The organism is Actinoplanes sp. NPDC051343, from assembly GCF_044455125.1.
In the GTDB taxonomy this organism is placed as follows: domain Bacteria; phylum Actinomycetota; class Actinomycetes; order Mycobacteriales; family Micromonosporaceae; genus Actinoplanes.
On the sequence record NZ_JBITEL010000001.1, the window covers coordinates 1,239,569 to 1,262,224 of the forward strand.

19 protein-coding genes and 1 pseudogene are annotated in these 22,656 nt (G+C 71.0%); 8 read left to right on the top strand and 12 right to left on the bottom strand.

Annotated features, from left to right (window positions below):
• Positions 1-4 precede the first annotated feature (4 nt).
• The 10 genes from murC to mraZ form a co-directional block, all read right to left on the bottom strand.
• A complete protein-coding gene (gene murC / locus ACIA5C_RS05560) occupies positions 5-1,444 on the bottom strand; it encodes a UDP-N-acetylmuramate--L-alanine ligase (RefSeq protein ID WP_396051545.1) in 1,440 nt (479 codons plus the stop codon).
• 144 nt (positions 1,445-1,588) lie between these two features.
• Entirely contained in the window at positions 1,589-2,983 is a 1,395-nt protein-coding gene (locus tag ACIA5C_RS05565) for an FtsW/RodA/SpoVE family cell cycle protein (RefSeq protein ID WP_396051547.1), read from the bottom strand.
• 72 nt (positions 2,984-3,055) lie between these two features.
• Positions 3,056-4,159: a phospho-N-acetylmuramoyl-pentapeptide-transferase gene (mraY, locus tag ACIA5C_RS05570; RefSeq protein WP_396051548.1), complete on the bottom strand. Its 1,104-nt coding sequence runs from the start codon at positions 4,157-4,159 to the stop codon at positions 3,056-3,058.
• Positions 4,156-5,541, bottom strand: a complete 1,386-nt coding sequence (murF, locus tag ACIA5C_RS05575) for a UDP-N-acetylmuramoyl-tripeptide--D-alanyl-D-alanine ligase (protein WP_396051551.1) — start codon at positions 5,539-5,541, stop codon at positions 4,156-4,158. The genes mraY and murF overlap by 4 nt, the downstream gene beginning before the upstream one ends.
• Complete coding sequence (locus ACIA5C_RS05580) at positions 5,538-7,043, bottom strand: UDP-N-acetylmuramoyl-L-alanyl-D-glutamate--2,6-diaminopimelate ligase (protein WP_396051552.1); 1,506 nt, start codon at positions 7,041-7,043, stop codon at positions 5,538-5,540. The genes murF and ACIA5C_RS05580 overlap by 4 nt, the downstream gene beginning before the upstream one ends.
• Before the next feature lie 81 nt (positions 7,044-7,124).
• Positions 7,125-9,686 carry a penicillin-binding transpeptidase domain-containing protein gene (locus ACIA5C_RS05585; protein ID WP_396051553.1) on the bottom strand — a complete coding sequence of 854 codons (2,562 nt, stop codon included), beginning with the start codon at positions 9,684-9,686 and terminating at the stop codon, positions 7,125-7,127.
• 6 nt (positions 9,687-9,692) lie between these two features.
• Positions 9,693-10,562 carry a hypothetical protein gene (locus ACIA5C_RS05590; protein ID WP_396051554.1) on the bottom strand — a complete coding sequence of 290 codons (870 nt, stop codon included), beginning with the start codon at positions 10,560-10,562 and terminating at the stop codon, positions 9,693-9,695.
• An 80-nt stretch (positions 10,563-10,642) separates the two neighbouring features.
• The gene (locus ACIA5C_RS05595; RefSeq protein ID WP_396051556.1) at positions 10,643-10,792 is read right to left on the bottom strand and encodes a hypothetical protein; all 150 of its coding nucleotides are present in this window, start codon (positions 10,790-10,792) and stop codon (positions 10,643-10,645) included.
• A 921-nt stretch (positions 10,793-11,713) separates the two neighbouring features.
• Positions 11,714-12,784: a 16S rRNA (cytosine(1402)-N(4))-methyltransferase RsmH gene (gene rsmH, locus ACIA5C_RS05600; protein ID WP_396051557.1), complete on the bottom strand. Its 1,071-nt coding sequence runs from the start codon at positions 12,782-12,784 to the stop codon at positions 11,714-11,716.
• Between the two features lie 221 nt (positions 12,785-13,005).
• Positions 13,006-13,437: a division/cell wall cluster transcriptional repressor MraZ gene (mraZ, locus tag ACIA5C_RS05605; RefSeq protein ID WP_396051558.1), complete on the bottom strand. Its 432-nt coding sequence runs from the start codon at positions 13,435-13,437 to the stop codon at positions 13,006-13,008.
• Between the two features lie 462 nt (positions 13,438-13,899).
• On the opposite strand from mraZ, the gene ACIA5C_RS05610 reads away from it, so the two are divergent.
• The 4 genes from ACIA5C_RS05610 to ACIA5C_RS05625 all read left to right on the top strand — a co-directional run bounded on the left by ACIA5C_RS05610 (position 13,900) and on the right by ACIA5C_RS05625 (position 19,063).
• Positions 13,900-14,889, top strand: coding sequence for a TolB family protein (locus ACIA5C_RS05610; RefSeq protein WP_396051560.1), 990 nt, complete (start codon positions 13,900-13,902; stop codon positions 14,887-14,889).
• Positions 14,890-14,976: 87 nt separating this feature from the next.
• Positions 14,977-15,369, top strand: a complete 393-nt coding sequence (locus ACIA5C_RS05615; protein WP_396051562.1) for a hypothetical protein — start codon at positions 14,977-14,979, stop codon at positions 15,367-15,369.
• Between the two features lie 18 nt (positions 15,370-15,387).
• A complete protein-coding gene (trmB, locus tag ACIA5C_RS05620; protein ID WP_396051564.1) occupies positions 15,388-16,053 on the top strand; it encodes a tRNA (guanosine(46)-N7)-methyltransferase TrmB in 666 nt (221 codons plus the stop codon).
• Positions 16,054-17,059: 1,006 nt separating this feature from the next.
• On the top strand, positions 17,060-19,063 hold the full coding sequence (locus ACIA5C_RS05625; RefSeq protein ID WP_396051566.1) for an ATP-binding protein: 2,004 nt from the start codon (positions 17,060-17,062) through the stop codon (positions 19,061-19,063).
• Between the two features lie 69 nt (positions 19,064-19,132).
• On the opposite strand, the gene ACIA5C_RS05630 is transcribed toward ACIA5C_RS05625, so the two are convergent.
• Positions 19,133-19,354, bottom strand: a complete 222-nt coding sequence (locus tag ACIA5C_RS05630) for a hypothetical protein (RefSeq protein ID WP_396052066.1) — start codon at positions 19,352-19,354, stop codon at positions 19,133-19,135.
• Between ACIA5C_RS05630 and ACIA5C_RS05635 the strand changes: the two are divergent.
• Positions 19,266-19,831 (top strand): annotated as a pseudogene (locus tag ACIA5C_RS05635) (methyl-accepting chemotaxis protein); the annotation flags it as partial. The gene ACIA5C_RS05630 and the pseudogene ACIA5C_RS05635 sit on opposite strands and share 89 nt — an antisense overlap.
• 271 nt (positions 19,832-20,102) lie before the next feature.
• Here ACIA5C_RS05635 and ACIA5C_RS05640 read toward each other — a convergent pair.
• Positions 20,103-20,870, bottom strand: a complete 768-nt coding sequence (locus ACIA5C_RS05640; protein ID WP_396051568.1) for an abortive infection system antitoxin AbiGi family protein — start codon at positions 20,868-20,870, stop codon at positions 20,103-20,105.
• Positions 20,871-21,077: 207 nt separating this feature from the next.
• Between ACIA5C_RS05640 and ACIA5C_RS05645 the strand changes: the two genes are divergently transcribed.
• The 3 genes from ACIA5C_RS05645 (at position 21,078) to ACIA5C_RS05655 (ending at position 22,554) form a co-directional block, all read left to right on the top strand.
• Complete coding sequence (locus ACIA5C_RS05645) at positions 21,078-21,632, top strand: Uma2 family endonuclease (RefSeq protein WP_396051570.1); 555 nt, start codon at positions 21,078-21,080, stop codon at positions 21,630-21,632.
• A gap of 215 nt (positions 21,633-21,847) precedes the next feature.
• Positions 21,848-22,243, top strand: a complete 396-nt coding sequence (locus tag ACIA5C_RS05650) for a type II toxin-antitoxin system RelE/ParE family toxin (RefSeq protein WP_396051572.1) — start codon at positions 21,848-21,850, stop codon at positions 22,241-22,243.
• Positions 22,240-22,554, top strand: a complete 315-nt coding sequence (locus ACIA5C_RS05655; RefSeq protein WP_364098406.1) for a helix-turn-helix transcriptional regulator — start codon at positions 22,240-22,242, stop codon at positions 22,552-22,554. The genes ACIA5C_RS05650 and ACIA5C_RS05655 overlap by 4 nt, the downstream gene beginning before the upstream one ends.
• Positions 22,555-22,656: the final 102 nt, after the last annotated feature.

A 22,656-nucleotide genomic window follows, 5' to 3' on the forward strand; every position in this document is an offset into this window, starting at 1 on the left:
CGTGTCAGTCGCCCAGCGTCTCGGCGTCGGCCTCGGTGAGAGCGTCCAGCAGCTCGTCGCCCATCATCGAGATCGGCGGCGCGCCCATGGTCACCACCACGTCGCCCGGCCGGCTGCGGCGCACTACCTCGGCCGGCACGTCGTCCCAGTCGGGCACGAAGACCTTGGCCCCGGCCGGCAGGTCGATCGCCGCGGTCAGCGCCACGCCGCCCTCGCCCGGACCGCGCACCTCGCCCGGCCCGAAGACCTCCATGACCACGACCTGGTCGGCCAGCGCCAGGCCCTCGGCCAGCTCGGCCTGCAGGTCGCGGGTGCGATAGACGCGGTACGGCTGGAAGACCACGAGCAGCCGCCCGTCGCCCGCCACCTCGCGCAGGGTGCGCAGCGCCGCCTTGACCGAGGTCGGGTGGTACGCGTACTCGTCGTAGACCCGGACGCCGGCCGCGATGCCCTTGCGCTCGAAGCGCCGCCGCACCCCGGGGAACGACTCGAGCGCCTCGACGATCTTGTCGAGCGGCAGGCCGAGCCGCAGCGCGGTCAGCACCGCGGCCGCACTGTTGAGGCCCATGTGCTTGCCCGGCAGCGCGAGCTTGATCTCGCCGAGCGGCTTGCCGTCCAGCATCGCCTGGTAACGCACGCCGCTGGCGGTGGACACGACGTCGTTGATCCGCAGGTCGGCCGCGTCGGACTCGCCGTACGTGTAAACCGTGCGCCCCGCGGCCCGCAAGGCCGCGATGAGGTCCTGGGTCCCCGGGTCGTCGGCGCACGTGACCACGAAGCCGTCGGCCGGCGTGAGCTCGGCGAACTGCTGGAACCCGGCCTTGAGCCCCTCGAGGTCGCCCCAGTTGTTGAGGTGGTCGCCCTCGATGTTGGTGATGATCGCGACGTGCGGCCGGTAGATCAGGAACGACTTGTCGCTCTCGTCGGCCTCGGCCACGAAGTGCGGCCCGGTGCCGTGGTGGCCGTTGGAGCCGGCCTCGGAGATCTCGCCGCCGATCACGAAGGACGGGTCCTGCCCGGCATGCTGCAGGATCACGGTCATGATCGAGGTGGTGGTGGTCTTGCCGTGGGTGCCGGCGACCGCGATCGTCTGCCGGTTGGTCATCGCCGCGGCCAGCGCCTCCGACCGGTGCATGATCCGCAGGGACCGGCGGCGCGCCTCGACCAGCTCGAGGTGGTCGGCCGGGATCGCGGTGGAGTAGACGACCGTGTCCACGTCGTCGAGGTTGGAGGCCTCGTGGGTCATGTGGATGGTGCCGCCGAGCGCCCGCAGCGCGGACAGGGCCGGCCATTCCCGCAGCTCGCTGCCGGAGACCGGCACCCCGCGGGTGAGCAGGAGGCGGGCCAGCCCGCCCATGCCCACCCCGCCGATGCCGATCAGGTGCACGCTGCCCAGGTCCTCGGCGGTCAACTCGCCGGCCGGGGTCAGCTCCGCCGTGTTCACAGGTCCGCTCCCTCGATTGTGGCTTCAGTGATCATCGGCCGGTCGCCACCGCTTCGGAACCGGTGAGCTCGGCGTCGCCGACCAGGATGCCACCGCCCGGTTCGACGCCCGGCAGCGCGGGGGTGACCACACGGGCGGGCACGCCTAGCGCCTTCTCCCGGCACCGGCCGGGGCCGAGGACGGCGCGGGCCGCTGCTGCTGCGGGCCCGGCCGCCGCGCCGGGGGAAGCGGCGGCAGCGGGGCCCAGACCACCCGCACCCACCGGGGGGTCGGACGGGCGTTCAGGGCCCGGGCCGCGTCCGGCTCGGCGCGGGCGAACGAGGCGAGCATGCCGATCGCCGCCATGGTCACCACCAGGGCGCTGCCACCGGCCGAGATGAACGGGAGCGGGAGCCCGGTGATCGGCAGCAGGCCGACCACACCACCGATGTTGATCACCGCTTGGGCGACCAGCCAGGTGGTGATCGCGGTCGCGGCCAGGCGGCGGAACGGGTCGGCCGAGCGGCGGGCGATCCGGAAGCCGGTGTAGGCGAGCACCGAGAACAGGGCCAGGACGACCGTGCAGCCGACCACGCCCAGCTCCTCGGAGATCACGCCGAAGATGAAGTCGTTGTCCGACTCGGGCAGCCAGTCCCACTTCAGCGCGCCCTTGCCCAGGCCGACCCCGAACCAGCCACCCTCGAAGATCGCCGACCGGGCCTGCAGGATCTGGTAGCACGGGCCCTGCGGGTCGCACTTCTCGATCGGCTGCATGAAGCTGGTCAGCCGCTCGAGCCGATAGTTGGGACCGTCGCTGGAGCCCGATCCGGCGCCGCCCGAGGCGGCCGCGATGAGCAGGCCGACGCCGGCCATGCCGATCACGCCGAGCGCGGCGAACACCCGCAGCCGCACCCCGGCCGCCCAGAGCAGGCCGACGATCAGCGCCAGCAGCACCAGCATGGTGCCCAGGTCGTTGTAGCCGACCAGCACGAAGAGCAGGCCGACGACCGGGAACAGCGGGCGGGCCAGCTCGCGCCAGTGGCCGAGGGACGGGCCCTTGCGGGCGATGATGTCGGCGCCCCAGAGCACCATGCCGAGCTTGGCCAGCTCGGCCGGCTGCAGACCGATCGGGCCGAGGTAGAGCCAGAGCAGGCTGGTGTGGATCGGGCCGATGCTGGGCTGACCGATGATGCCGACCGAGTTCAGGGCGCCGATCAGGTCGAGCAGGGCGAGCAGCACGATCGCGGCGCCGAGGACGTACTTGCCGACGTAGCGCAGGGTCATCGCGGGCAGGCGCTGGCAGATCCAGAACGCGACCAGGCCGAGCAGGGCATAGAACGCCTGGTTGATGATCGCGTGGAAGGCGCTGCCGGTCTCCGCGTACGCCTTCACGCTGGTCGCCGAGAAGACCATGGTGAGGCCGATGAGCAGGAGCAGGCCCGAGCTCGAGATCAGCAGGTAGTACGAGGATAGGGGCCGGGCCAGCAACCCGTGCACGGCGGGCAGCAGTTGCCGGCTCAGCGACGGGCGGGCCGCCCTCGGGTTGCTTGCGTCCGCCATGGACACATCATCGTCGTGCGGGGACGTGAGTCCCCGTCACGACGACGGGCGTGTCGCTGTGAAATAGAGCCCTCAGCCCATCACGGCGAGGAAGTCGCTGTAGAACAGTCCGAGGCCGATCGCCACGCAGATGCCGGCGACGATCCAGAACCGGACCACGATGTTGACCTCGCTCCACCCCGCTAACTCGAAGTGGTGCTGCAGGGGTGACATGCGGAAAACACGTTTACCGGTGGTCTTGAACGAGATGATCTGAATGACGACCGACATCGTGACGATCACGAACAGGCCACCGATGATGATCGACAGCAGCGTGGTGCGGGTCGCGACCGCCAGGCCGCCGATCAGGCCGCCCAGGCCGAGCGCCCCGGTGTCGCCCATGAAGATGCGGGCCGGGTTGGTGTTCCACCACAGGAAGCCCACGCAGGCGGCGGCCGCCGCGGCCGCGATCATCGCGATCTCCAGCGGATCTCGCACCTGGTAGCAGTACGCGTTGTGCAGCGCGTAGTCGGTGTCGCCGCACCAGTGCCGGTATTCCCAGAACCCGATCAGCGAGTAGGTCGCCAGCACCAGGATCGACGCGCCGGTGGCGAGACCGTCGAGGCCGTCGGTCAGGTTGACACCGTTCGACATCGACATGATGACGAAGACGAAGACGATGACCGCGCCGACCTTGCCGACGTTGAGCCAGCTGATGTCGCGGATGAACGAGATGTGCTCGCTGGCCACGGTCTGGCCGTTGGTGCTCGGCACGTAGAGCGCCGCCCAGCCGAAGCCGACCCCGACGATCAGCTGGCCGAGCAGCTTGCCCTTGGCGCTCAGGCCGTCGGAGTTGCGACGCCGCACCTTCAGGAAGTCGTCGAGGAAGCCGACCACGCCGCAGAAGACGAACAGTCCCAGGAGCACCAGGGCCGTCATGGTCGGGCCCTCCTGGGCAATCTGCCGTTCGGGCAGCGTCGTGAGGGCGATATGGCCCGCGACGTACGCGAAAACCGTGGCCACGATGAACGCGACGCCGCCCATCGTGGGCGTGCCCCGCTTGCCCATGTGGCTCTGCGGTCCGATGGACCGGATCGGCTGGCCGGCCTTGAGAGCCGCGAAGACGCGGATCGCCACCGGCGTGCCGAACAGCGAGATGATGAAGGCGACCGCGGCCGCGACGATGACTGCCCTCACCGGGATTCCTCCTCGGGACGCAGTGCGTCCACCACGTCCCACGTGCGATAGCGCGAACCCTTGACCAGCACGACGTCGTCGGCGCGCAGGTCGGACTTGACGATCTCGATGGCGGCGGCCTGGTCGGCGGCGAACAGAGCCTCGCCGTCCCAGCCCTCGAACCCGGTGGCGCCGTCGAGCACCGGACGGGCGTTCTCGGCGACCGCGATCACCCGGTCGACGCCCAGTTCGGCGGCGAGCCGCCCCATCTGTTCGTGGCTGGAACGCTCGAAGTCGCCCAGCTCGGCCATGTAGCCCAGCACCGCGATGGTGCGCCGGCCGCCCGCCATCGAGGCCAGCGCGCGCAGGGCGGCCGCCATCGAGGACGGGTTGGCGTTGTACGAGTCGTCGATCACCGTCACGCCGTCGGGACGCTGGAACACGTCCATGCGGCGGGCCGAGGCGATGCCGACCTCGCCGAGCGCGGTCACCACGTCGTCGAACTCCATGCCCAGCGACAGGGCCACCGCGGCCGCGGCAAGCGTGTTGCCGACCTGGTGGCGCCCGGCCACGCCGAGCCGGACGGGCCCGCTGCAGCCGGCCGCGGTCAGTTCGTAGGACGCGCGGCCCTCGCCGTCGAGCGTGACCCCGCTCGCCCGCACCGCGGCGTCCGGGCTCTCGCCGACCAGCAGCACCCGGGCCCTGGTGCGCGGGGCCATCCCGGCGACCCGCGGGTCGTCGGCGTTGAGCACCGCCACGCCCTCGGCCGGCAGCGCCTCGACCAGCTCGCCCTTGGCCAGCGCGGTGCCCTCGAGGGATCCGAACGTGGCGATGTGGGACTGGCCGACGTTGAGCACCACGCCGACGTCGGGCCGGGCGATGCCCGCCAGGTAGCGGATGTGGCCGACGTTGCGGGCGCCCATCTCTAGCACCAGGAACCGGGTCTCCGTGGTCGCCTGCAGCACCGTGTAGGGAAAGCCGAGCTCGTTGTTGAGCGACCCGGCCGGCGCGATCGTCGGCCCGAGGCGCGACAGCAGCTGGCCGACGTAGTCCTTGGTGGTGGTCTTGCCGGAGGAGCCGGTCAGCCCGACCACGGTCAGCGCCTCGAGCCGCTCGACGACCACGTGCGCGAGCTTGGCCAGCGCCTCCAGCGGCGCCTCGACCACCACGCCCGGCTCGCCGGTGTCGCGGGTGCTGAGCACCGCCGCCGCCCCGGCCTTCATCGCGGTCGCGGCGTAGTCGTGGCCGTCGACTTTCTCGCCCTCGAACGCCACGAACAGGCCGCCGGGGGCGATCTTGCGGGAGTCGAACTCGACCGGGCCGGTCACCGTCACGGGCGTCGGAGCGTTGACGAGACGCCCCCCGGTGATGCGGGCGATCTCATCGAGCGTCATCGCGATCACGCGCGGCCCCCCAGAGCGGCCGCCAACTCGATCCGGTCGTCGAACGGCAGCATCTCGCCGTTCACCTCCTGGCCTCGCTCGTGTCCCTTGCCCAGCAGCGCGATGACGTCGCCGGGGCCGGCCCGGCGTACCGCCTCGCCGATGGCGTCCCGCCGGCCCGCCACCTCGATGATCTCGGCCGGCGTCTCCGCCTCCTCGGCGCCCGCGCGCACCGCGGCCCGGATGCCGGCCGGGTCCTCGGTGCGCGGGTTGTCGTCGGTGACGATCACCAGGTCGGCGCCGCGCGCGGCGGCCGCGCCCATCAGCGGCCGCTTGCCCTTGTCGCGGTCGCCGCCCGCGCCGATCAGTGCCAGCACCTTGCCGCCCCGGCCGGCCGCCAGTTCGCGCAGCGCGGTCAGCGCGGCGACGATCGCGTCGGGCTTGTGCGCGTAGTCGACCACGCCGAGGACATCACCCGGCGCCTCGACCGGCTCCAGCCGGCCCGGCACGCCCTTGCAGGCGGCGATGCCACGGGCCGCGGTCGCCGGGTCGATCCCAGCCGCGACCAGCGAGGCCAGGGCGAGCAGCGCGTTGGCCACGTTGTGCCGGCCGGGCAGGGCGACGCCGGCCTCGACGCGGGCGCCGCCGGGCCCGTTGGCGACGAACCGCTGCCCGAACGCGGACGGCCGCACGTCGGAAGCCCACCAGGTGGCCGACTGGTCACCGGCCGCCGAATAGGTGATCGTCTCCGGCTTGTAGAGCGCCTTGAGCGCCGGGTCGTCGTGGTTGAGCACCTCGAACCGGGACCGGCCGTCGAACAGCTTGGCCTTGGCCGCGAAGTAGTCGTCGACGTCGCGGTGGAAGTCGAGGTGGTCGAGGCCGAAGTTGGTGAAGCCGCCGACCGCGAACCGGATGCCGTTGACCCGGCCGACCGCCAGCGCGTGGCTGGAGACCTCCATGACCACCGAGGTCACGTCCTGCTCGACCGCGGCGGCCAGGATGCCCTGCAGGTCGGGGGCTTCCGGGGTGGTGCGCACGCTCGCCACCACCCGGTCGCCGAGGCGGGTCTCGACCGTGCCGATCAGGCCGGTGACCTCGCCGGCCGCGCGCAGGCCGGACTCGATCAGGTAGGCGGTCGACGTCTTGCCGGCGGTGCCGGTGATGCCGATCATCCGCAGTTTGGCCGAGGGGTCGTCGTAGATGGCCGCGGCGGCCGCGCCGAGCACGGCCCGCGGGTCGTCGGTGACGAGCACCGGCAGGCCCGCGCTTTCCGCCGCCGCACGACCGGCCGGGTCGGTCAGAACGGCCACCGCTCCGGCCGAGGCGGCGGCGGGGACGAACTCGGCGCCGTGCCGGTTGGCGCCGGGCAGGGCGGCGTAGAGATCACCGGGACGAACCGACTGACTGCTGTTCGTGATGCCGGTGACCTGCGCGTCAGCGCCGGTCAGCGCGGCCGGCAACAGCTCCGCTAACGCGGTCAGCCGGCGCGGCGCGACAGTCTGGGGGCGGGGAATGCCGGGCACGGCGTCAGACCCTACCCCGTGCCCGGCAGTCCGCAGAAAACGCCATCCAGCCACAGCCAGAAACCCGCCAAGAGGGGGCTATCACGGGTGGATCTTGAATTTAGGCGGTTTGGTGGTCGACGGCGGCACCTGGTAATGCCACAGCGCGTACGACATCATCTTGCTGAACGCCGGCGCGGCCACGTCACCACCAGTGCCGTGCGGCACGTCGGCCGAGACCGCGATCACGAACCGCGGGTTCTCGGCCGGGGCCATGCCGATGAAGGAGCCGTAGTTGTAGCTGGTGTACTTGCCGTCGATCAGCCGCTTGCCGGTACCCGTCTTGCCCGCCACCCGATAGCCCGGCACCGATGCCTGCGTGCCGGTGGCGCCGGTGTTGTCGACCACCGCCTCCATCATGGTGCGCAGTTCGCCGGCCACGTCCGGGCTGAGCACCGGGTGGCTCTCCGGCTTCGGACCGGGCGACACCCGGCCGTCCTTGCCCGAGATCATCTCCTTGACCAGGTGCGGCTGGATGTACGTGCCGTCGTTGGCGATCGTCGCGTACGCCGCCGCCATCTGCACCAGGGTCGCGTCGACACTCATCCCGATCGGCACCGAGCCGGACGCCGACGGGCTCCAGTCGGACGGCGCCAGCAGCCGCCCCGGCGACTCGCCGAGCGTGCCCTCGTCGGACGCCCGGCCGAGCCCGAACTTCTGCTGGTACTCGTACAGCCGGTCCTTGCCCAGCTTGTCGGCGATCAGAATCGTGCCGACGTTCGACGAGTACGCCAGGATGCCGGGAATCGTCATCTTCGTGCCCTTGGGCTGCACGTGGCTGTCCTTGAAGAAGTACCCGCCACGCTCCAGCGCCGGCCCCACCACCTGGTAGGAGTCCGGCTTGATCACGCCCTCCTGCAGCGCCGCGCCGATCGTGATCGCTTTGTGGATCGATCCGGGGTCGGCGATGATGCTGCTCGGCACGTCGTCGCGGGACGACGGCGGATAGTCGTCCGGGTTGGCCGCGTCGTAGCTCGGATAGCTGGCCTGGGCCAGCACCTCACCGGTCTGCACGTCGATGACCACCGCGCCGCCGATCGTGGCGTGCACCTTGTCCATCTGGTCCTTGAGGATGCGCTGCACCTCGAACTGCACGTCCGAGTCGATGGTCAGCTCGACCGAACTGCCCGGCTGCGGCTCGGTGTAACGCTGGAAGCCCCCGGGGATCGGCTTGTCCAGATCACCCTTGCCGATCTCGTAGACCCGCTCACCGTCGGTGCCGTGCAGCAGCGAGTCGTACTTGGCCTCCATGCCCTCCAGCCCCGAGTTGTCGGCGCCGGTGAAGCCGAGCAGGTTGGCCGCCAGGTCGGCGCCGGGCACGTCGCGGCGCTCGTCCCGGTCGACCACGATGCCGCCGAGGCCCATCGCCTCGATCCGGTCTCCCACCCCGACGTCGACGCCCTGGGCCAGGAACTCGAACCGCGACTGCCCGCCACCCGGCCGCTTGTGCGGCGTCATCAGCGGCATCAGCTTGGAGACCGGCACGCCGATCAGCGGCGACAGCTTCGCCGCGGTCAGCGCCGGATCCTTCACCAGCATCGGGTCGGCCGCGATGTAGCGGGCCTCGACGCTGTGCGCGAGCACGTTGCCGTTACGGTCGAGGATGCTGCCGCGCGGCGCGGGCAGAACGACCGTCGTGGTGCGCTTCTCCCGCAGGTCGATCAGCCGCGCCTTGTCGGCCGGCGACGACGCCACCTGCAGCACGACCAGCCGCACGCCGATCATCACGAAGAGCGAAAGAGCGAGGACGGTGCCGAGCCTCAGACGCCGGGTTCCGCTGGCCAGTTTCGGCGGCTCCGCCGCATTTTTTGTACGCGGGGAAGCCGGCGCCAACCGCAGACGAGGCGAACCCGCCCTTTCCGGTCGCTGCGCGCGGCCCGAACGCTCGGCCGGCGCGGTGCGCCCCCGCCCACGGCTCCGACTCCGCGAACCGGACCGGGCGGGCACCCGGCCGTCCTCGTAGTCCTCGTCGCCCCAAGGGTCCTTCCGCAAAGCCGCCCGGTCGTCGCCGGCACCACGGCGCGGCCGGAGCCGCGCAACCCCGTGCTCGTCGACCTCAGCCCGGCGCCCGCCTTTGCGCGGCACATCGCCCTCGGCCGGGCGCCCGCCTTTGCGCGGCACATCGCCCTCGGCCCGACGCCCACCCTCACGCACCACGTCGCCCTCGGCCCGACGCCCACCCTCACGCAGCACATCGCCCTCGGCCCGGCGGCCACCTTTGCGCGGCGCGTCGTCCTCGGCGTCGGCCGGGTGCATGCGGCGGCGTTCGTCTTTCCGCGTTCCAGCCGGTGGCGCCGCGTGGTCGTCCTCGTCGTCCGGCGCACTCCCGGCCGCCCGCCCCCGCCCGCCCGGCTGCCCGCCGTCGAGCACCTGAAGCGCGGGCCGGAACGGGTCGGCCGTACGCCCGGCCCGCGGCGACCGCGTGCGCTGGTCGCGCTCGGCCATGGTGCGCCCGCGCGGCGTGTAGGCCCGCGCGTCCCCGATCCCCCCGAACCCCCGGCTGCTGTTCTCCCGCGACTCCCCGCCACCGTCGGCGGGGAGGTCGGGAGACGCGCCGCGCCGGGGAGTACTGCCCCGGCGCGGTGTTTCGTCCCCCCGAGCCATGCCGGCCTACTGCCCGGTGCCGGTCGCCGCGCCGTTCGCGCCGGTCCCGTTCGACTGCCCGTTCCCGGCCTGCCCGTTCCCGGCCTGCCCGTTCCCGGCCTGGCCGTTGCCGACCGACCCGTTCGTGCTCTGGCCGTTGCCGGTCTGGCCGTTCAGCGTCTGGCCGTTGCCGACCTGCCCGTTCCCGGCCTGACCGTTGCCGACCTGGCCGTTGCCGACCTGACCGTTGGTGGCCGCGCCGGTGCCGTTAGTAACGGCACCGCCCGTGGCCGTCCCCCCGGCGGCCGGCGTGGTCCCGCTGACCCCGTTCGGGCTCAGGCCGGGCGCCGACGGGTCGGGCACGATGTTGGCCGCGCCCTTGTCCCCGTCGGCCGCCGCACCCTGCGCGGTCACCGACGTCTTGCCGTCGGCCGGCTTCAGCATGCCGATGACCCGGCCGTCGGGCAGCCGGATCAGCGCCGGCGTCGCCTTGACCAGCCCGAGCCGCCGGGCGGCCGCGTCGAGGCTGCCCGGGCTCGACACGATCGCCAACTGGTTGTCGAGATCCTGCTGCTGCGCGTCGAGCGCCGAACTCTGCTTCTGCAGGTCGGCGATCTCGAACGAGTTCTCGTTCGTCTTGGTGTTGATCAGCAGGATGCCGAGCACCCCGGCGATCACCACCCCGATCACCCCGGCCACGAACGGCGCCCGCGGCACGCTGATCGGCGCCGGCGGCGCGACCTGCAGCCGCGGCCGGTCCAGGTCGATGACCCGCGCCGGCTCCGACTCCGCCCGCAGCGGCTCGGCCTCGATCCGCAGCGCCTCGGCGTCGACCTGGAGCGCGGCGGTGCCGTCGACCGGCGCGTCCGCACCGTCGACCCCCCGCCGCCCCAGCATCTCGGCCCGCCGGCTGCGCAGCGCAGCCCGAGCCCCGGCGGCCTCAGCCCGAACCGCCCGATCCAGCCGCTCAGCCCGGTTCAGCCGTTCAGCCCGCCCAGCACGATCCAGCCCAGACCCCCGCCCGACCCGATCCAGCCCGGAAGCACGCCCAGCACCGTCCGGCCCGGTCCCGCGCCCAGCGCGGTCCAACCCGGACGCCCGCCCGACCCGATCCGACCCGGACACACGCCCAGCCCGATCCGACCCCGACACACGCCCAGCCCGATCCAGCCCGGAAGCACGCCCAACGCGATCCAACCCGGATGCCCGCTCGGCCCGCTCCAGCTTCTCGGACGCGGCCAGCCGCTCAGCCCGCGCAGTACGGCTCGCACGGTCCGGCCCGGACTCGCGCCCCAGCCTCTCCGTGACCCCCCGCCGCTCGGCCCGATCGGATCCGGTCCCCCGCTCAGCGCGCACCGCGCGGTCGGATCCGGCCCCCCGGCCGGACACCGTCTCCCGCTCGGCCCGCTCCAGCTTCTCCGAACGGCCCACCCGCTCGGCCCGCACGCTGCGGCCCGCACGGTCGAGCCCGGTCCCCCGACCGGCCTCGTCCGGCTTCGGCCGGCCCGCGTCGCGCTCGCTCCGGGCCGCCCGGCCCAGACCGGCCTCGCGGTAGAGACGGCCCTCCCCCTGCTCGCGGTCGCTCCCGGTCCCCCGACCGGTCGCCTCGGCACGGCTGGAGCGCCCGGTCCCCCGACCAGACACCTCTTCACGGCCCGCGCGCCCGGTCCCCTGACCAGACGCATCCGAACGGCCCCCGCGCCCGGTCCCCCGACCGGACGCATCCGATCGGCCCGCGCGGTCGGCCCCCCGACCAGACACATCCGATCGGCCCGCGCGGTCGGCCCCCCGACCAGACACATCCGAACGGCCCGCGCGGTCGGCCCCCCGGCCGCTCGCGTCGGTGCGGTCGGTGGCGCGGCCTCGCGGCTGCCCGCCCGACCGGCGGCGCTCGGCGGCCGTGGAACGGTCCTCCGCGCGTACCGAATCGGCGTCAGCCGTGTCCTGCTCGCGCCGCATCCCTGAACGTCGCGTGTCGCCCTGGCCGGCGCTGCCGGCCCGCGGCTCCGCGGCCCGGCCCCCCGACCGCGGCGCGTAGGTGCGCTCGCTCATGCTTCCCCCTCCCCCTCCTGATGCCCGCGCGGGCGGCGTGGCCGCCCGCGTCCCCCCTGCGGTGCCGACATCCGGGGCCGTTCGCGGTCGGCGCCCGTTGCCTGCTCGTCTATTCGCTCGGCCGCGCGCAGCTTCACGGAAGCCGCTCGCGGGTTCTGCGCGACCTCGTCGTCGCTGGGCGGCTCCGACCCTCGGGTCAGGAGCCGCAGTGTCGGACCGGTTCCGGGCAGTTCGACCGGCAGGTCGACCGGCCCGGTGCTGCGCGACCTCGCGGCGAGTTCACGCTTGACGATCCGGTCCTCCAAAGATTGGTAGCTCATCACCACAAGGCGGCCTTTCGGCGCCAATGCGTCCAAAGCGGCCGGGAGGGCTGATTCGAGCGCGGCGAGTTCGCCATTTACCTCAATGCGTAGCGCTTGAAACGTTCTTTTGGCGGGATTTCCACCCGTTCGTCGCGCGGCGGCCGGGATAGCCGCTTTGACCAGGTCGGCGAGCTTCGATGTCGACGTGATCCGCGCCTGTGATCTCTCCCGCACGATCGCCGAGACGACCCGTGGGGCGAATTTCTCCTCGCCGTACTGCCTCAGGATGCGGACCAGGTCGCCCGGCTCGTACGAGTTGACGACCTCTTCGGCGGTGACGCCGCGGCTCTGGTCCATCCGCATGTCGAGGGGCGCGTCCTGCGCGTACGCGAAGCCGCGGTCGGCCTCGTCCAGCTGCAGCGAGGAGACGCCCAGGTCGAACAGCCCGCTGTGAAATCGGGTCAAGCCAAGAGAAGACAGAACGCGCGGCAGTTCGTCGTACACCGCGTGCACCAGGTGGACCCGGTCGCCGAAGCGGGCCAGACGCCGCCGGGAGTGCGCGAGCGCCTCGGTGTCGCGGTCGAGACCGATCAGCGTGACGTCGGGGTGCCGCTCGAGAACCGCCTCGGCGTGCCCGCCGAGGCCCAGCGTGAAGTCGACGTGCACGGCGTCCGGCAGGCCGAGCGCGGGGGCGAGCAGCTCGAGGCAACGCTCGAGCAGCACCGGCACGTGCGTGCCGCGAAGCTCCCCCATCTCGACCCCCATCGCCCCTATCGGTCGTTACAGACACCACACGGCCCGAACGTCGTCCGTACCGCCAGATCCCCATCCGCTCGTGCCCGGTTGCCAGCGGGCGCGCCCTTAAGACACGCGCCTGGCGCCGGGGAAGAGGCGCCAGGAGCGGGAGCGGCTGGAGATCTCGCAGTACGGCGGCAGTGACGTCCGGACCGTTGTTGTGGTGCACGGCTCCGACCGAATGCCACGCCTTACAGTCCGCCGGGCAGCACCCCCTCCTCGATGTCGGCGAACTCGTCCTCGCTCGCCGAGAGGTACTCATCCCAGGACTGCCTGTCCCAGATCTCCACCCGTGTGCTCGCCCCGATCACCACGAGTTCGCGATCCAGCGCCGCGTATCCGCGGAGGTGCGCCGGGATCGTCACCCGCCCCTGCTTGTCGGGGATCTCGTCGTGGGCACTGGCGAAGAACACCCGGCTGTAGGCCCGGGCGGCCTTGTTGGTGACCGGCGCCTCGCGTAGCTGGCCGGAGATGCGCTGGAACTCCGGCATCGGGAACACGTAAAGACAGCGTTCCTGCCCCTTGGTGATCACGACACCTCCCGCCAGTTCGTCGCGGAACTTGGCCGGAAGGATCAGCCGCCCCTTGTCGTCCAGGCGCGGGGTATGAGTGCCGAGGAACATCGGCCCAACCCCCCTGCCCCGGCGGCTCGCGGTGCCGCCTTGTCAACTCGGGCCGGCAGGCCCCCTGGTCCAGCTCCTGTTTCGCCAGATCAAACTTGACCCTGCCACTGCGCTCCACTCTACTCCACTTCCCTCCACCCGCAACCCGAATGGACGCTCTCGCGAACCGGATTCGCAGATGAAATCCCTGTTCAAGGCGGGTGACCGCAGAGTGGAGCGGTCCACCATGATCAACGACGTCCGGTTTCCGACATCCTCTGACCGCCTGCCGCAAAATGGTGTGAAACACACCCAAAACTCCAGTGAGCAAATCGTGTCAAGGCCCGCCGGGGAGGAAAGTGGAGAGCGCGGATGCCGGTTTCCGTAACGGAAGTTCTTAGGTGCAGGTTGGTTGCACCGATCTGCTCGGTGACACGCGGTCCACGGGGGCGGACCGGGTCGACGGCGCGGGGGGCGTTCGGGATGAAAGCGTTCGGTCGGTGGTTCGGTCTGGTCGGCATCGTCGCCGGCGGAATGGGTTTCGCGACGCCCGCCGCCGCGGCGGCGGCATCCGGGGGTACGGCGGTGGCCGCGGCGCTGCCGAGCCTCGTCGCCTACGTACGCGGCGGCGACATATATGTGAGCCGCGGCGCGAGCGAGAAGCGGCTGACCACGGGCGGCGGCTACGCCCGGCCGCGCTGGTCGCCCGACGGCAAGCAGATGGCGGTGCTGCACAACGGCCAGCTGTGGACCATGCGGGCGGACGGCAGCGCCAAACGCCGGCTGACCACCCGCCCGGCCGCCGGACCGTCCTGGTCACCGGACGGTAAGTGGCTGGCCTTCTCCTCTCTCTCCTGCACCGGCGGCCCCGGCGTCTACCGGATCGCGGCGACCACGGCCACGGCCACACCCGAGGTGCTGTTCCCGCGCGACTGCCGCGGCCAGGACCTGCCCACCGAGCAGCCGGTCGCGCCGAAGCAGAGCGGATCGCTCACCGACCGCCTGCGGGTCGACGACGCGGTGGCCTGGTCCCCGGACGGCAGCAAGGTGGCGTTCCGGGGCGGCGACTGCGACTCGGTCTACGACGCGTGCCTGAGCATCGGGACGGTCGCGACCGGCGGCGAGAAGACGGTCGCGGCGTACGGCGGCGGCAGCCTGGAGACCAGCGGCTTCGCGGTCGTGCCGAACTGGCGCCCGGACGGGGCCCGGCTCACCTTCACCGCCTACCAGAAAGGTGAGACCACGGCCGACGACCAGCCGGTCCACCAGGTCGAATACGACCCGGCGACCGGCACGAAACGCACGGTCGGCGGGACCCTGGACCGCGAGATGGCGTACGTCGACACGGCCCGCGGCGTCCTCACCGGCCAGCACGCCGGCGGGTCGTGGATCGTGGCGGTCGGCCTGGCCGACGGCACACGCACGCTGCTGCACGCCGGCTCGCAGCCCAGCGTGCAGCCGCCCCAGGGCTAAGCCGAGCCCAAAAGTCTGCCGATAAAGGTTCCAGAGGGTGGCAAGACGGTTGCCATCCCGAGCCTTCCTTCCTCGGGGAGACACGAGATGACCGTTTCCGGCCTGGGCACCTCTTATCCCACCGTCGTCCCGCACCCGCCGGCCGCGCCACCGGCGCGCCACGAGCGGGCGGACCGCACCCGCACCGGCTTCGACCAGCTCACCGAAGCGGACCGGAACCTGATCCAGCACGTCACCGGCCAGCGCATCACCGCCGGCTTCGACCCGGCCAAGGAGCCGGTCACCGCCTTCGCCGCCACCCTGGCGGCCGAACGCGCGGCCGACCGCCTCTCCCCCGGCCAGGAGGTCACGCCGGTCTACCTAAAGGACCTCGACCGCCGCCTGCAGCGGACCGGCCGCAACCCGATCGGCCCGTACCTCGACAAGGCCGTCAGCTTCCTGCAGGGCGCGGGCCCGAACCACTTCGACGTCTCGGCGTGACCGTATCCTGGGGTCGCCATGGAGACCCACCCGCCGATCCGCACCTTCCACCCCCGCCGCGGCCGCATGAGCAGCCGGCACCACGATGCGCATGAGGCGCTCTGGCCCGCGTACGGCATAACCGTGACCGACGGCGACCGCGACCCGCTCGATCTGCCGGGGTTGTTCGGGCGCTCGGCGCCCGTCGTGCTCGAGATCGGCTTCGGCATGGGCGACCTGACCGCGACCATGGCGGCCGCCGACCCGGACCGCGACTTCCTCGCCGTCGAAGTACACACGCCGGGCATCGGCAACCTGCTCGCCCTGATCGGCGACGCCGGCCTCACCAACGTACGCGTCGCCCACGGCGACGCCATGCAACTGGTGCACCGCCTGGCGCCCGGCTCACTCGACGCCGTGCACGTCTTCTTCCCCGACCCGTGGCCGAAAGCCCGGCACCACAAGCGCCGGCTGATCAGCCCCGGCAACGTCACCCTGCTGCGCGAACGCCTCCGCCCCGGCGGCCGGCTGCACTGCGCAACCGACTGGCCGGCCTACGCCGAGGCGATGCGGGAGACCCTCGAGGCGGACCCCGGCCTGCGACACACGACCGACAGCCGCGAAGGCCGCCCAGAGACAAAATTCGAGCGCCGCGGAACGGCGGCGGGGCGCCCGATCACGGACCTTATTTACGTACGCGCGTGAGCAGGCGGCGCGTGGGCGCACGGCCAAGAGCACCCGGCCACGCCACCTGGCACCCGGCAGCCGGCACCCGGCATCCGGCAGCCGGCACCCGGCATCCGGCAGCCGGCACCCGGCATCCGGCAGCTGTCAGCTGGCAGCTGGCAGCTGGCAGCTGGCAGCTGGCACTCGGCAGCTGGCACTCGGCAGCTGGCACTCGGCACCCCGGCAGCTGGCATTCGGCACGGCCTCCCCGACACCCAGCGCTCAACACCCGGCAACCGGCCCCAGCACCCGGCCAGCCCTCAACGCCCAGCACCCGGCTACCCAACCCGGCACCGGCCATCCCCAGCAGCCAACACCCGGTGCGCGCGTAAGCGCGCTCGCCGTCGGTGCGCATGAGGGTGACCCTTGCTGAAAAGGCCGGGACGGGGGCCGTGCGGTTGGGGACTGCTTGCCCGCGTACCTCTTGTTTTGGCGGTTTTTGGTTTTTGCCCCCTTTACCCTTATAGGTGGAGGTCAAGGCATGCGGCGGAACGACCCCGGGCTGGATGCCGGGCGGGTGCGGAGCGACCGGGGCGCGGGCGGCCGGACCGGCTCCGCGGGGACTCCTGTGCGCCCTCCGCAAAGCCCGAGGCCCGAGCGACCTGTCCGGTCCGAGCCAACTCCCGGATCCGACACGCCTGGGGCCGACGCTCCCGGATTCGACTCGACCGGCCCTCAAGCGCCACGGTCTACCGCGCAAGGAGCCGACGGGCACGGCGTCGACGCACCTCAAGCGGTTGCGGGCAGAGCCGACAAGCTACACGCCAACCCGCCGGCAAGCGACGGGCCCGCAGCCGACGCGAGCCGGGACGACACGGGCCCGGACGACACCGGCCCGGACGACACGGGCCCGGACGACGCGGGCCCGGACGACGCGGGCTGGGGGGCGTCTGGCGAGGGGACTGAGCCTCGGGACGGGCGGCCGCCGGCTGGGATTTTGCGGTGGCGGCCGGGGCTTGGTGACGGCAGTGAACTGCATCGGGGGGTGCTGACCTCGGGGGCTGCCGATCAGCTGGCGGCGCTCGTGGCCCGGGCTGCCGACGCCCCGGCCGGGCTCATTCATTTTGCGCAAGGGGACCGGCTGCGGCTTTACGGGGGGTGGGGGCTTTCGATCCCGTGGGACACCGTGGCTGACGTGCCGGTCGGTGACGCGCTGGCCGGCGTTGTGCTGCGGACCGATGCGCCGCTGATTATCAACGATGTTGCCTCCGACGCTCGGGTGCCGGGGGGCTGGGCGGCCCGGTCGGAGAGCTCGCGGGGCGCCTACCTGGGGCACCCGGTCCGCGACCAGACCGGGGCGGTGCTCGGCATCTGCTGCGCGTTCGACCCGCTCCCCCGCGAGTGGTCGGGTGCCCAGATCGCCGCGGTCGCCGAGGCGGCGCAGGTGGCCACGTTGCTGATCAATGAGCAGCTGGCGCGGCATGAGATCGACCAGCAGCGGCGGTTCCTCGACGCGGTGCTCGACAGTCTGCACGACGGCGTGACCGCCTGCGACGCCGACGGCAAGGTCGTCTTCGTCAACGAGCGGATGCGGCGGATGCTACGGGCGAACGGGCAGACCGGTGACCAGCTCGACGGGGTGACCGACTCGGCCGGCAATCCGATCAAAGGCGATCAGCTGGGCCTGTTCCGGGCGCTGCGTGGTGAACATATCCGCGACGAGGAAGTCGTCTGGCACGGGCGGGGGCGGTCCCGGCACTACCTGGTCGACGCGCAGCCGATCGCCGGGCCCGGCGGGCGCACCGCCGGGGCCGTGCAGGCCGTGCAGGACGTGACCCGGCGGCGGCGGGTCGAAGGGTTCCGGATCTGCGAGCTGACCGTGGCGGCCGCGCTGGCCGAGGCGCCGAGCATCGAGGCGGCCGGGCCGCGGGTGCTCGAAGCCGTCGTCAGCACCCTCGAGTGGGCGCACGCCGAGCTGTGGCTGGTCGACGAAGCGGCCGGGGTGGTACGCCCGGTCGCGCGGTGGAGCGCGCCCGGCGCCAACGCGGTCGAGATCCCGGACGACCTGCCGTTCGGGCAGGGGCTGGCCGGCCGCGCCTGGCAGGTGGGCAAGCCGCTGTGGATCCGGGACGTGGGCCGCCCGCAGAGCCTGATCTCCCGGGAGACCGCCGAAAGCACCGACCTGCACGCGGCGCTCGCCATCCCCGTACGGGAAGGTTTTGAGACCCTCGGGGTTCTGACCGCCTTCTCGGACGGGATCGAAGGTGCGGAGGACGAGGTGCTCGCCCTGATGGCGGGCATCGCCGCGCACATCGGGCAGTACCTGGAGCGCAGCCGGATCGCCGACCTGGAACGGCAGCTCGACCGGAGCAAGAACGAGTACCTGGCGCTGGTCGGGCACGAACTGCGCACGCCGCTCACGTCGATCAGCGCCTACACCGAGCTGCTCCGCGAGGCCGACGAGAAGACGCTGGTCGCCGACGGCCCCCGGCTGATCGAGGTGATCGAGCGGAACACCACCCAGCTGCGAGCGATCATCAACGAGCTGATGGAGCTGTCGGCGCTCGAAGCCGGGCACGCCGACGTGCAGATCAGCCCGATGGATCTGGCCGCGGTGGTGCGCGACTCGGTCGACAAGACCCGCGACGCGATCCACGGCGCGCCGGTGGTGATCGACGCCGAGATGCCGGCGGAACTGGTGCTGCCGGGCGACCGCAAGCGACTGCGCCAGGTCGTCGACAACCTGCTCGGCAACGCCGTCAAGTACAGCCCGGACGGCGGCCACATCGGTGTCACGCTGCGGGCCAGCGGGCGGGCGGCCGAGCTGGCAGTCTCCGACACCGGCCGGAACGTTTCGACCGACGAGCGGGAGAAACTGTTCACCGGCTTTTACCGTACGAGCCGGGCCGCCGACCGCGCGATTCCCGGCAGCGGCCTCGGGCTGACGCTCAGCCGGGCCGTGGTGAGCCGGCATCACGGCAGCATCGAACTGGTCGAGGAGGGCGCGGGCACGACCATTCTCGTGCGGCTGCCGATGGACGCTCGTTGATGAGGACGGCGATCGCCCTCACCGCCTGAGCCGGGGCGCGTTCCCTCATGTCGGGTTCTCTACTGACGATCAAGGACGCACCTGCCGCCCCCTCGCCGACCTCAGCGTACGTACCAAGATCTTGTCCCGCGCCGCCATCGGCGGCGCCGCCGCCGCGACCATCGGCATCACCGGCCTGGCCGGCCTCGCCAAGGCCAGCGACTCCGCCGACGCGGTCACCCTCACCACCAGTACGTCGACCACAATGAGCGCCCTCGGCACCTCGTCCTCCGAAATCAGCGACGTCATCAAGACGATCACCGCGATCGCGGCGCAGACCAACCTGCTCGCTCAACGCGACCATCGAGGCGGCCCGCGCCGGCGAAGCGGGCAAGAGGTTCGCGGTCGTCGCCTCCGAGATGAAAGAACTGGCCCAGGAGACGGCCCGGGCCACCGAGGACATCTCACGGCGGGTCGAGGCCATCCAGGCCGGTACGACCGGCGCGGTCACGGCAATCGAAGAGATCTCCCGGGTCATCTCCCCCATCAGCGACTTCCAGACGACGATCGCGTCCGCGGTCGAGGAGCAGACAGCACGACGAGCGAGATGAATCGCGGCGTGGGTGAGGCAGCGGCGGGCACCAGAGACATCTCGTCCAACATCACGGGTGTCGCCGATGCTGCTCGATCGACCAGCGAGGGGGTGGCCAAGCCCAGCAGTCCAGCGGAGATCTGAGCCGGATGGCGCATGAGCTGTCGGATCTGGTCGCCGGGTTCCGGGTCAGCTGAACGGGCCGTCGCGGGCTTCCTGCGGGTGGCGGGGTGGAAGCCTGGGCGAGGGAGCTTGGTGGTCGTCGGTTCGGCTTTCTTGTTTGGGGTTTTCCCAGCGCCGCGGCGGCGTCGACGCTACGGAGGCACATCGGGTTCGAGTCCCGCTCGGCCCACCATGCTTTCCTGGGGGCGACCCCCAGACCCCACGTTAGGGTGGTGGCGCTGGGCGGCCCGCCGCCGGGCCGCCGTTGTTCGCGTTTCCGACGGTTTCGGGCTTTCAACTCGTCGCTCAGTCGGCATTCGGGAAAGGCGTTGCGTCTCCCTTTCTTACGCCGGCCAGTGCAGCGATCGTCCGTTCCAGGCCCCAACGCGGGTCGATGATCGCCCGCTCACCCCACTCCTCGTCTATGCCGACCAACTCGCTAAGAAGATCGTCATGATCCGTTTCGGGTGCCAGGACGGCAACAATCCGCGGAATCTTGATCCAGTAACCGCCGATATGACGCCACTCGCGTTCCCACCAGAATTCCTTACGGCGGCCGTTACCGATCGGTCCCATCTGTTCGAAGTACGGTGTGAGGCGAAAGATTGGATCCGCAGAAAGGATGTCGGCGTCGATCTTCCCTCCCGCGGTCGTGGCTCGCCGCACCGCGTCCTCGACCATCATGTTGATGACCTTCGCCGGCCAAGTGCGCCCACGCACAGTGATGTCGGTATACCAGACGGGGTTGCAGCCGGTCTTGCGAGCGGTCGCCTTGGTGATGGCAAATCCGTATGGCCTAAAGCGGACCGCGCGGCCGCTAATATTCTCCAGCATCATCCATGCGTGCTCTAAAGGCGTTTCGGTAAAGCAAACACTCTTCTGAGACGCCGCACCTGTCAGAAACGGCTCGTATTGTGCAGCTGACCCGAATGGCGTCCGAGCCTCGATGAACAGATTCTCGGACATGGCCAGCAAGTTTTCTCGTGCCGTGCCGTGTGGGCTGTTGCGCGTCAGATGAACGAGGAAGGTCGACAGGTCTGTCCGGCGGCGGAGTAGATCGTCGATCGTGGTCATCAGCTGCCACCTCCGGCCAGGGCGGAGTGTTTGCGCCGCTGAGGGGTTGCGGCAGCGCACTCCAACGATGCTCATGTATCGACCTTATGGCTACATAGGGAACTCAAACAACTACTTAGAGTCGCATCCGTGCTTGCCTCGCCTGGCGGTGTCGGTACGGCGCCATGAACCTTCCTGGCCCAGCGCATGTTCTCGTACGATGGGCGCATGAGCGCGGAGACCGTTGGCATGCACATGCCCGCCATGGTGACGCTCGACGACCTGGCGGCGATGAACGCCTCAGATCCGAACGGCCACCGTTACGAGACCAGCCCTGAGGGAGTGCTGTCCGTCATGCCCCCCGCGGACTCGGAACACGCTCAGATCGCCAGCCGCCTTTTCGCTTGGTTGCTCATGGCGGGCTGGCCGGCCGAGCAAATACTTCAAGTTGCAGGCATCCGCGTTCCGGGCACCGGCCGAGACGGAGGCCGGATTCCCGACATCAGCGTGTGGGGCAAAGCTCCGTCGCGCGCGGTCTGGTTGGCTGTCGCCGAACTGCTCCTGGTCATTGAGATCGTTTCGCCCGGCTCGGAGGCGATGGACGAGGTCACCAAGCGTCGCGAATACGCGGCCGCAGGCATTCCTCAATACTGGGTTGTCGACCGCGACGACGCTCAGACGGTGACGCTGTATCAGCTCGCCTCGGAAGCTACCTATGCCGAGCGCGCGAAGATGCCGCTGGCCTGGCTGCTACAGACCAGCCCCGGCGACCACCTCGACTGACAAGTCTGCCGGCCGCGGGGCCTCACAGGCATCTGCGCCCTCGCCTGCGGGAATATGCCGAGCGCCGGGGCAATGGATGACCGGTGACCGTTACCCAGCGGTTCGCATGGTGCAACGTCCGGTCCACCTTCATGCTGGCCAGCGGAGGTGTCTCCGGCGATAGGTGCAGTGCGCGAACCGCTGTCGTTCATGTTTAGCCCGAGCTATAGTCGGTCATGCCTCAGGATGCACCTCGTCGCTGGTCGATCAAGACCACGTCTGACGTGCGATCCTGGCTACGAGCGTTGCGTCAGGCCGATCCGGATGTATTTCGGTCGGTCAACGTCGCCATCGACATGCTTGCGGAGACCGGCCCGGCGCTTGGCCGCCCGATGGTCGACACGCTTCAGGGGTCGGTGATCGGCAACCTCAAGGAGTTGCGGCCTCGTTCGGGCCGGGACATCGCGATCAGGGTGTTGTTCGTGTTCGATCCCTGGTCGCAGGCGATCCTGTTGGTGGCGGGAAACAAGGCCGGCGATTGGAGCCGGTGGTACAAGACGGCGATCCCGGTCGCCGAGGGCGCCTACGAGAAGTGGCTGGCCGAGGAGCGTAAGCGGAGGGAGGACTCGTGAGCGAGTTCGAGGACTGGGAGGACCTCCGTGCGGAGCTGCACGACGGGGACGATGACGCCTTGGCGGCGGAGCGGGCGCGGACCGAGGCGTGGATAAGCGCCTACCATCTGGCCGAGGAGCGGAAACGGCTGGGCATGACACAACGGCAGGTCGCCGAGCTGATGGGCGTCTCGCCCGGCCGGGTCAGCCAGATTGAGAACGGCGATCTCGACGTAAACGAGGTCGCGACTCTGAGCCGGTACGCGCGGGCGCTCGGTGCTCGGATGCGGATCATCTTCGACTACGGCAACGACCTTCGACAGATCGCCTGACCGACCGAACCGGCTCACCGCGCAGCCGATAGCCGAAGTCTGGCCATCATTTTCGCCGCGAACTGGCCAGATGTCCGGGCAACGGCATCCCGGCGACGATCG

What these genes read in the sequence shown, in the direction of transcription:
- ACIA5C_RS05565 (WP_396051547.1), bottom strand. Translation starts at nt 2,983, where the DNA reads ATGGCGGACGCAAGCAACCCGAGGGCGGCCCGCCCGTCGCTGAGCCGG.
- ACIA5C_RS05585 (WP_396051553.1), bottom strand. Translation starts at nt 9,686, where the DNA reads ATGGCTCGGGGGGACGAAACACCGCGCCGGGGCAGTACTCCCCGGCGC.
- ACIA5C_RS05590 (WP_396051554.1), bottom strand. Translation starts at nt 10,562, where the DNA reads ATGCTGGGGCGGCGGGGGGTCGACGGTGCGGACGCGCCGGTCGACGGC.
- rsmH (WP_396051557.1), bottom strand. Translation starts at nt 12,784, where the DNA reads ATGGGGGTCGAGATGGGGGAGCTTCGCGGCACGCACGTGCCGGTGCTG.
- mraZ (WP_396051558.1), bottom strand. Translation starts at nt 13,437, where the DNA reads ATGTTCCTCGGCACTCATACCCCGCGCCTGGACGACAAGGGGCGGCTG.
- ACIA5C_RS05610 (WP_396051560.1), top strand. Translation starts at nt 13,900, where the DNA reads ATGAAAGCGTTCGGTCGGTGGTTCGGTCTGGTCGGCATCGTCGCCGGC.
- ACIA5C_RS05615 (WP_396051562.1), top strand. Translation starts at nt 14,977, where the DNA reads ATGACCGTTTCCGGCCTGGGCACCTCTTATCCCACCGTCGTCCCGCAC.
- trmB (WP_396051564.1), top strand. Translation starts at nt 15,388, where the DNA reads ATGGAGACCCACCCGCCGATCCGCACCTTCCACCCCCGCCGCGGCCGC.
- ACIA5C_RS05640 (WP_396051568.1), bottom strand. Translation starts at nt 20,870, where the DNA reads ATGACCACGATCGACGATCTACTCCGCCGCCGGACAGACCTGTCGACC.
- ACIA5C_RS05645 (WP_396051570.1), top strand. Translation starts at nt 21,078, where the DNA reads ATGAGCGCGGAGACCGTTGGCATGCACATGCCCGCCATGGTGACGCTC.
- ACIA5C_RS05650 (WP_396051572.1), top strand. Translation starts at nt 21,848, where the DNA reads ATGCCTCAGGATGCACCTCGTCGCTGGTCGATCAAGACCACGTCTGAC.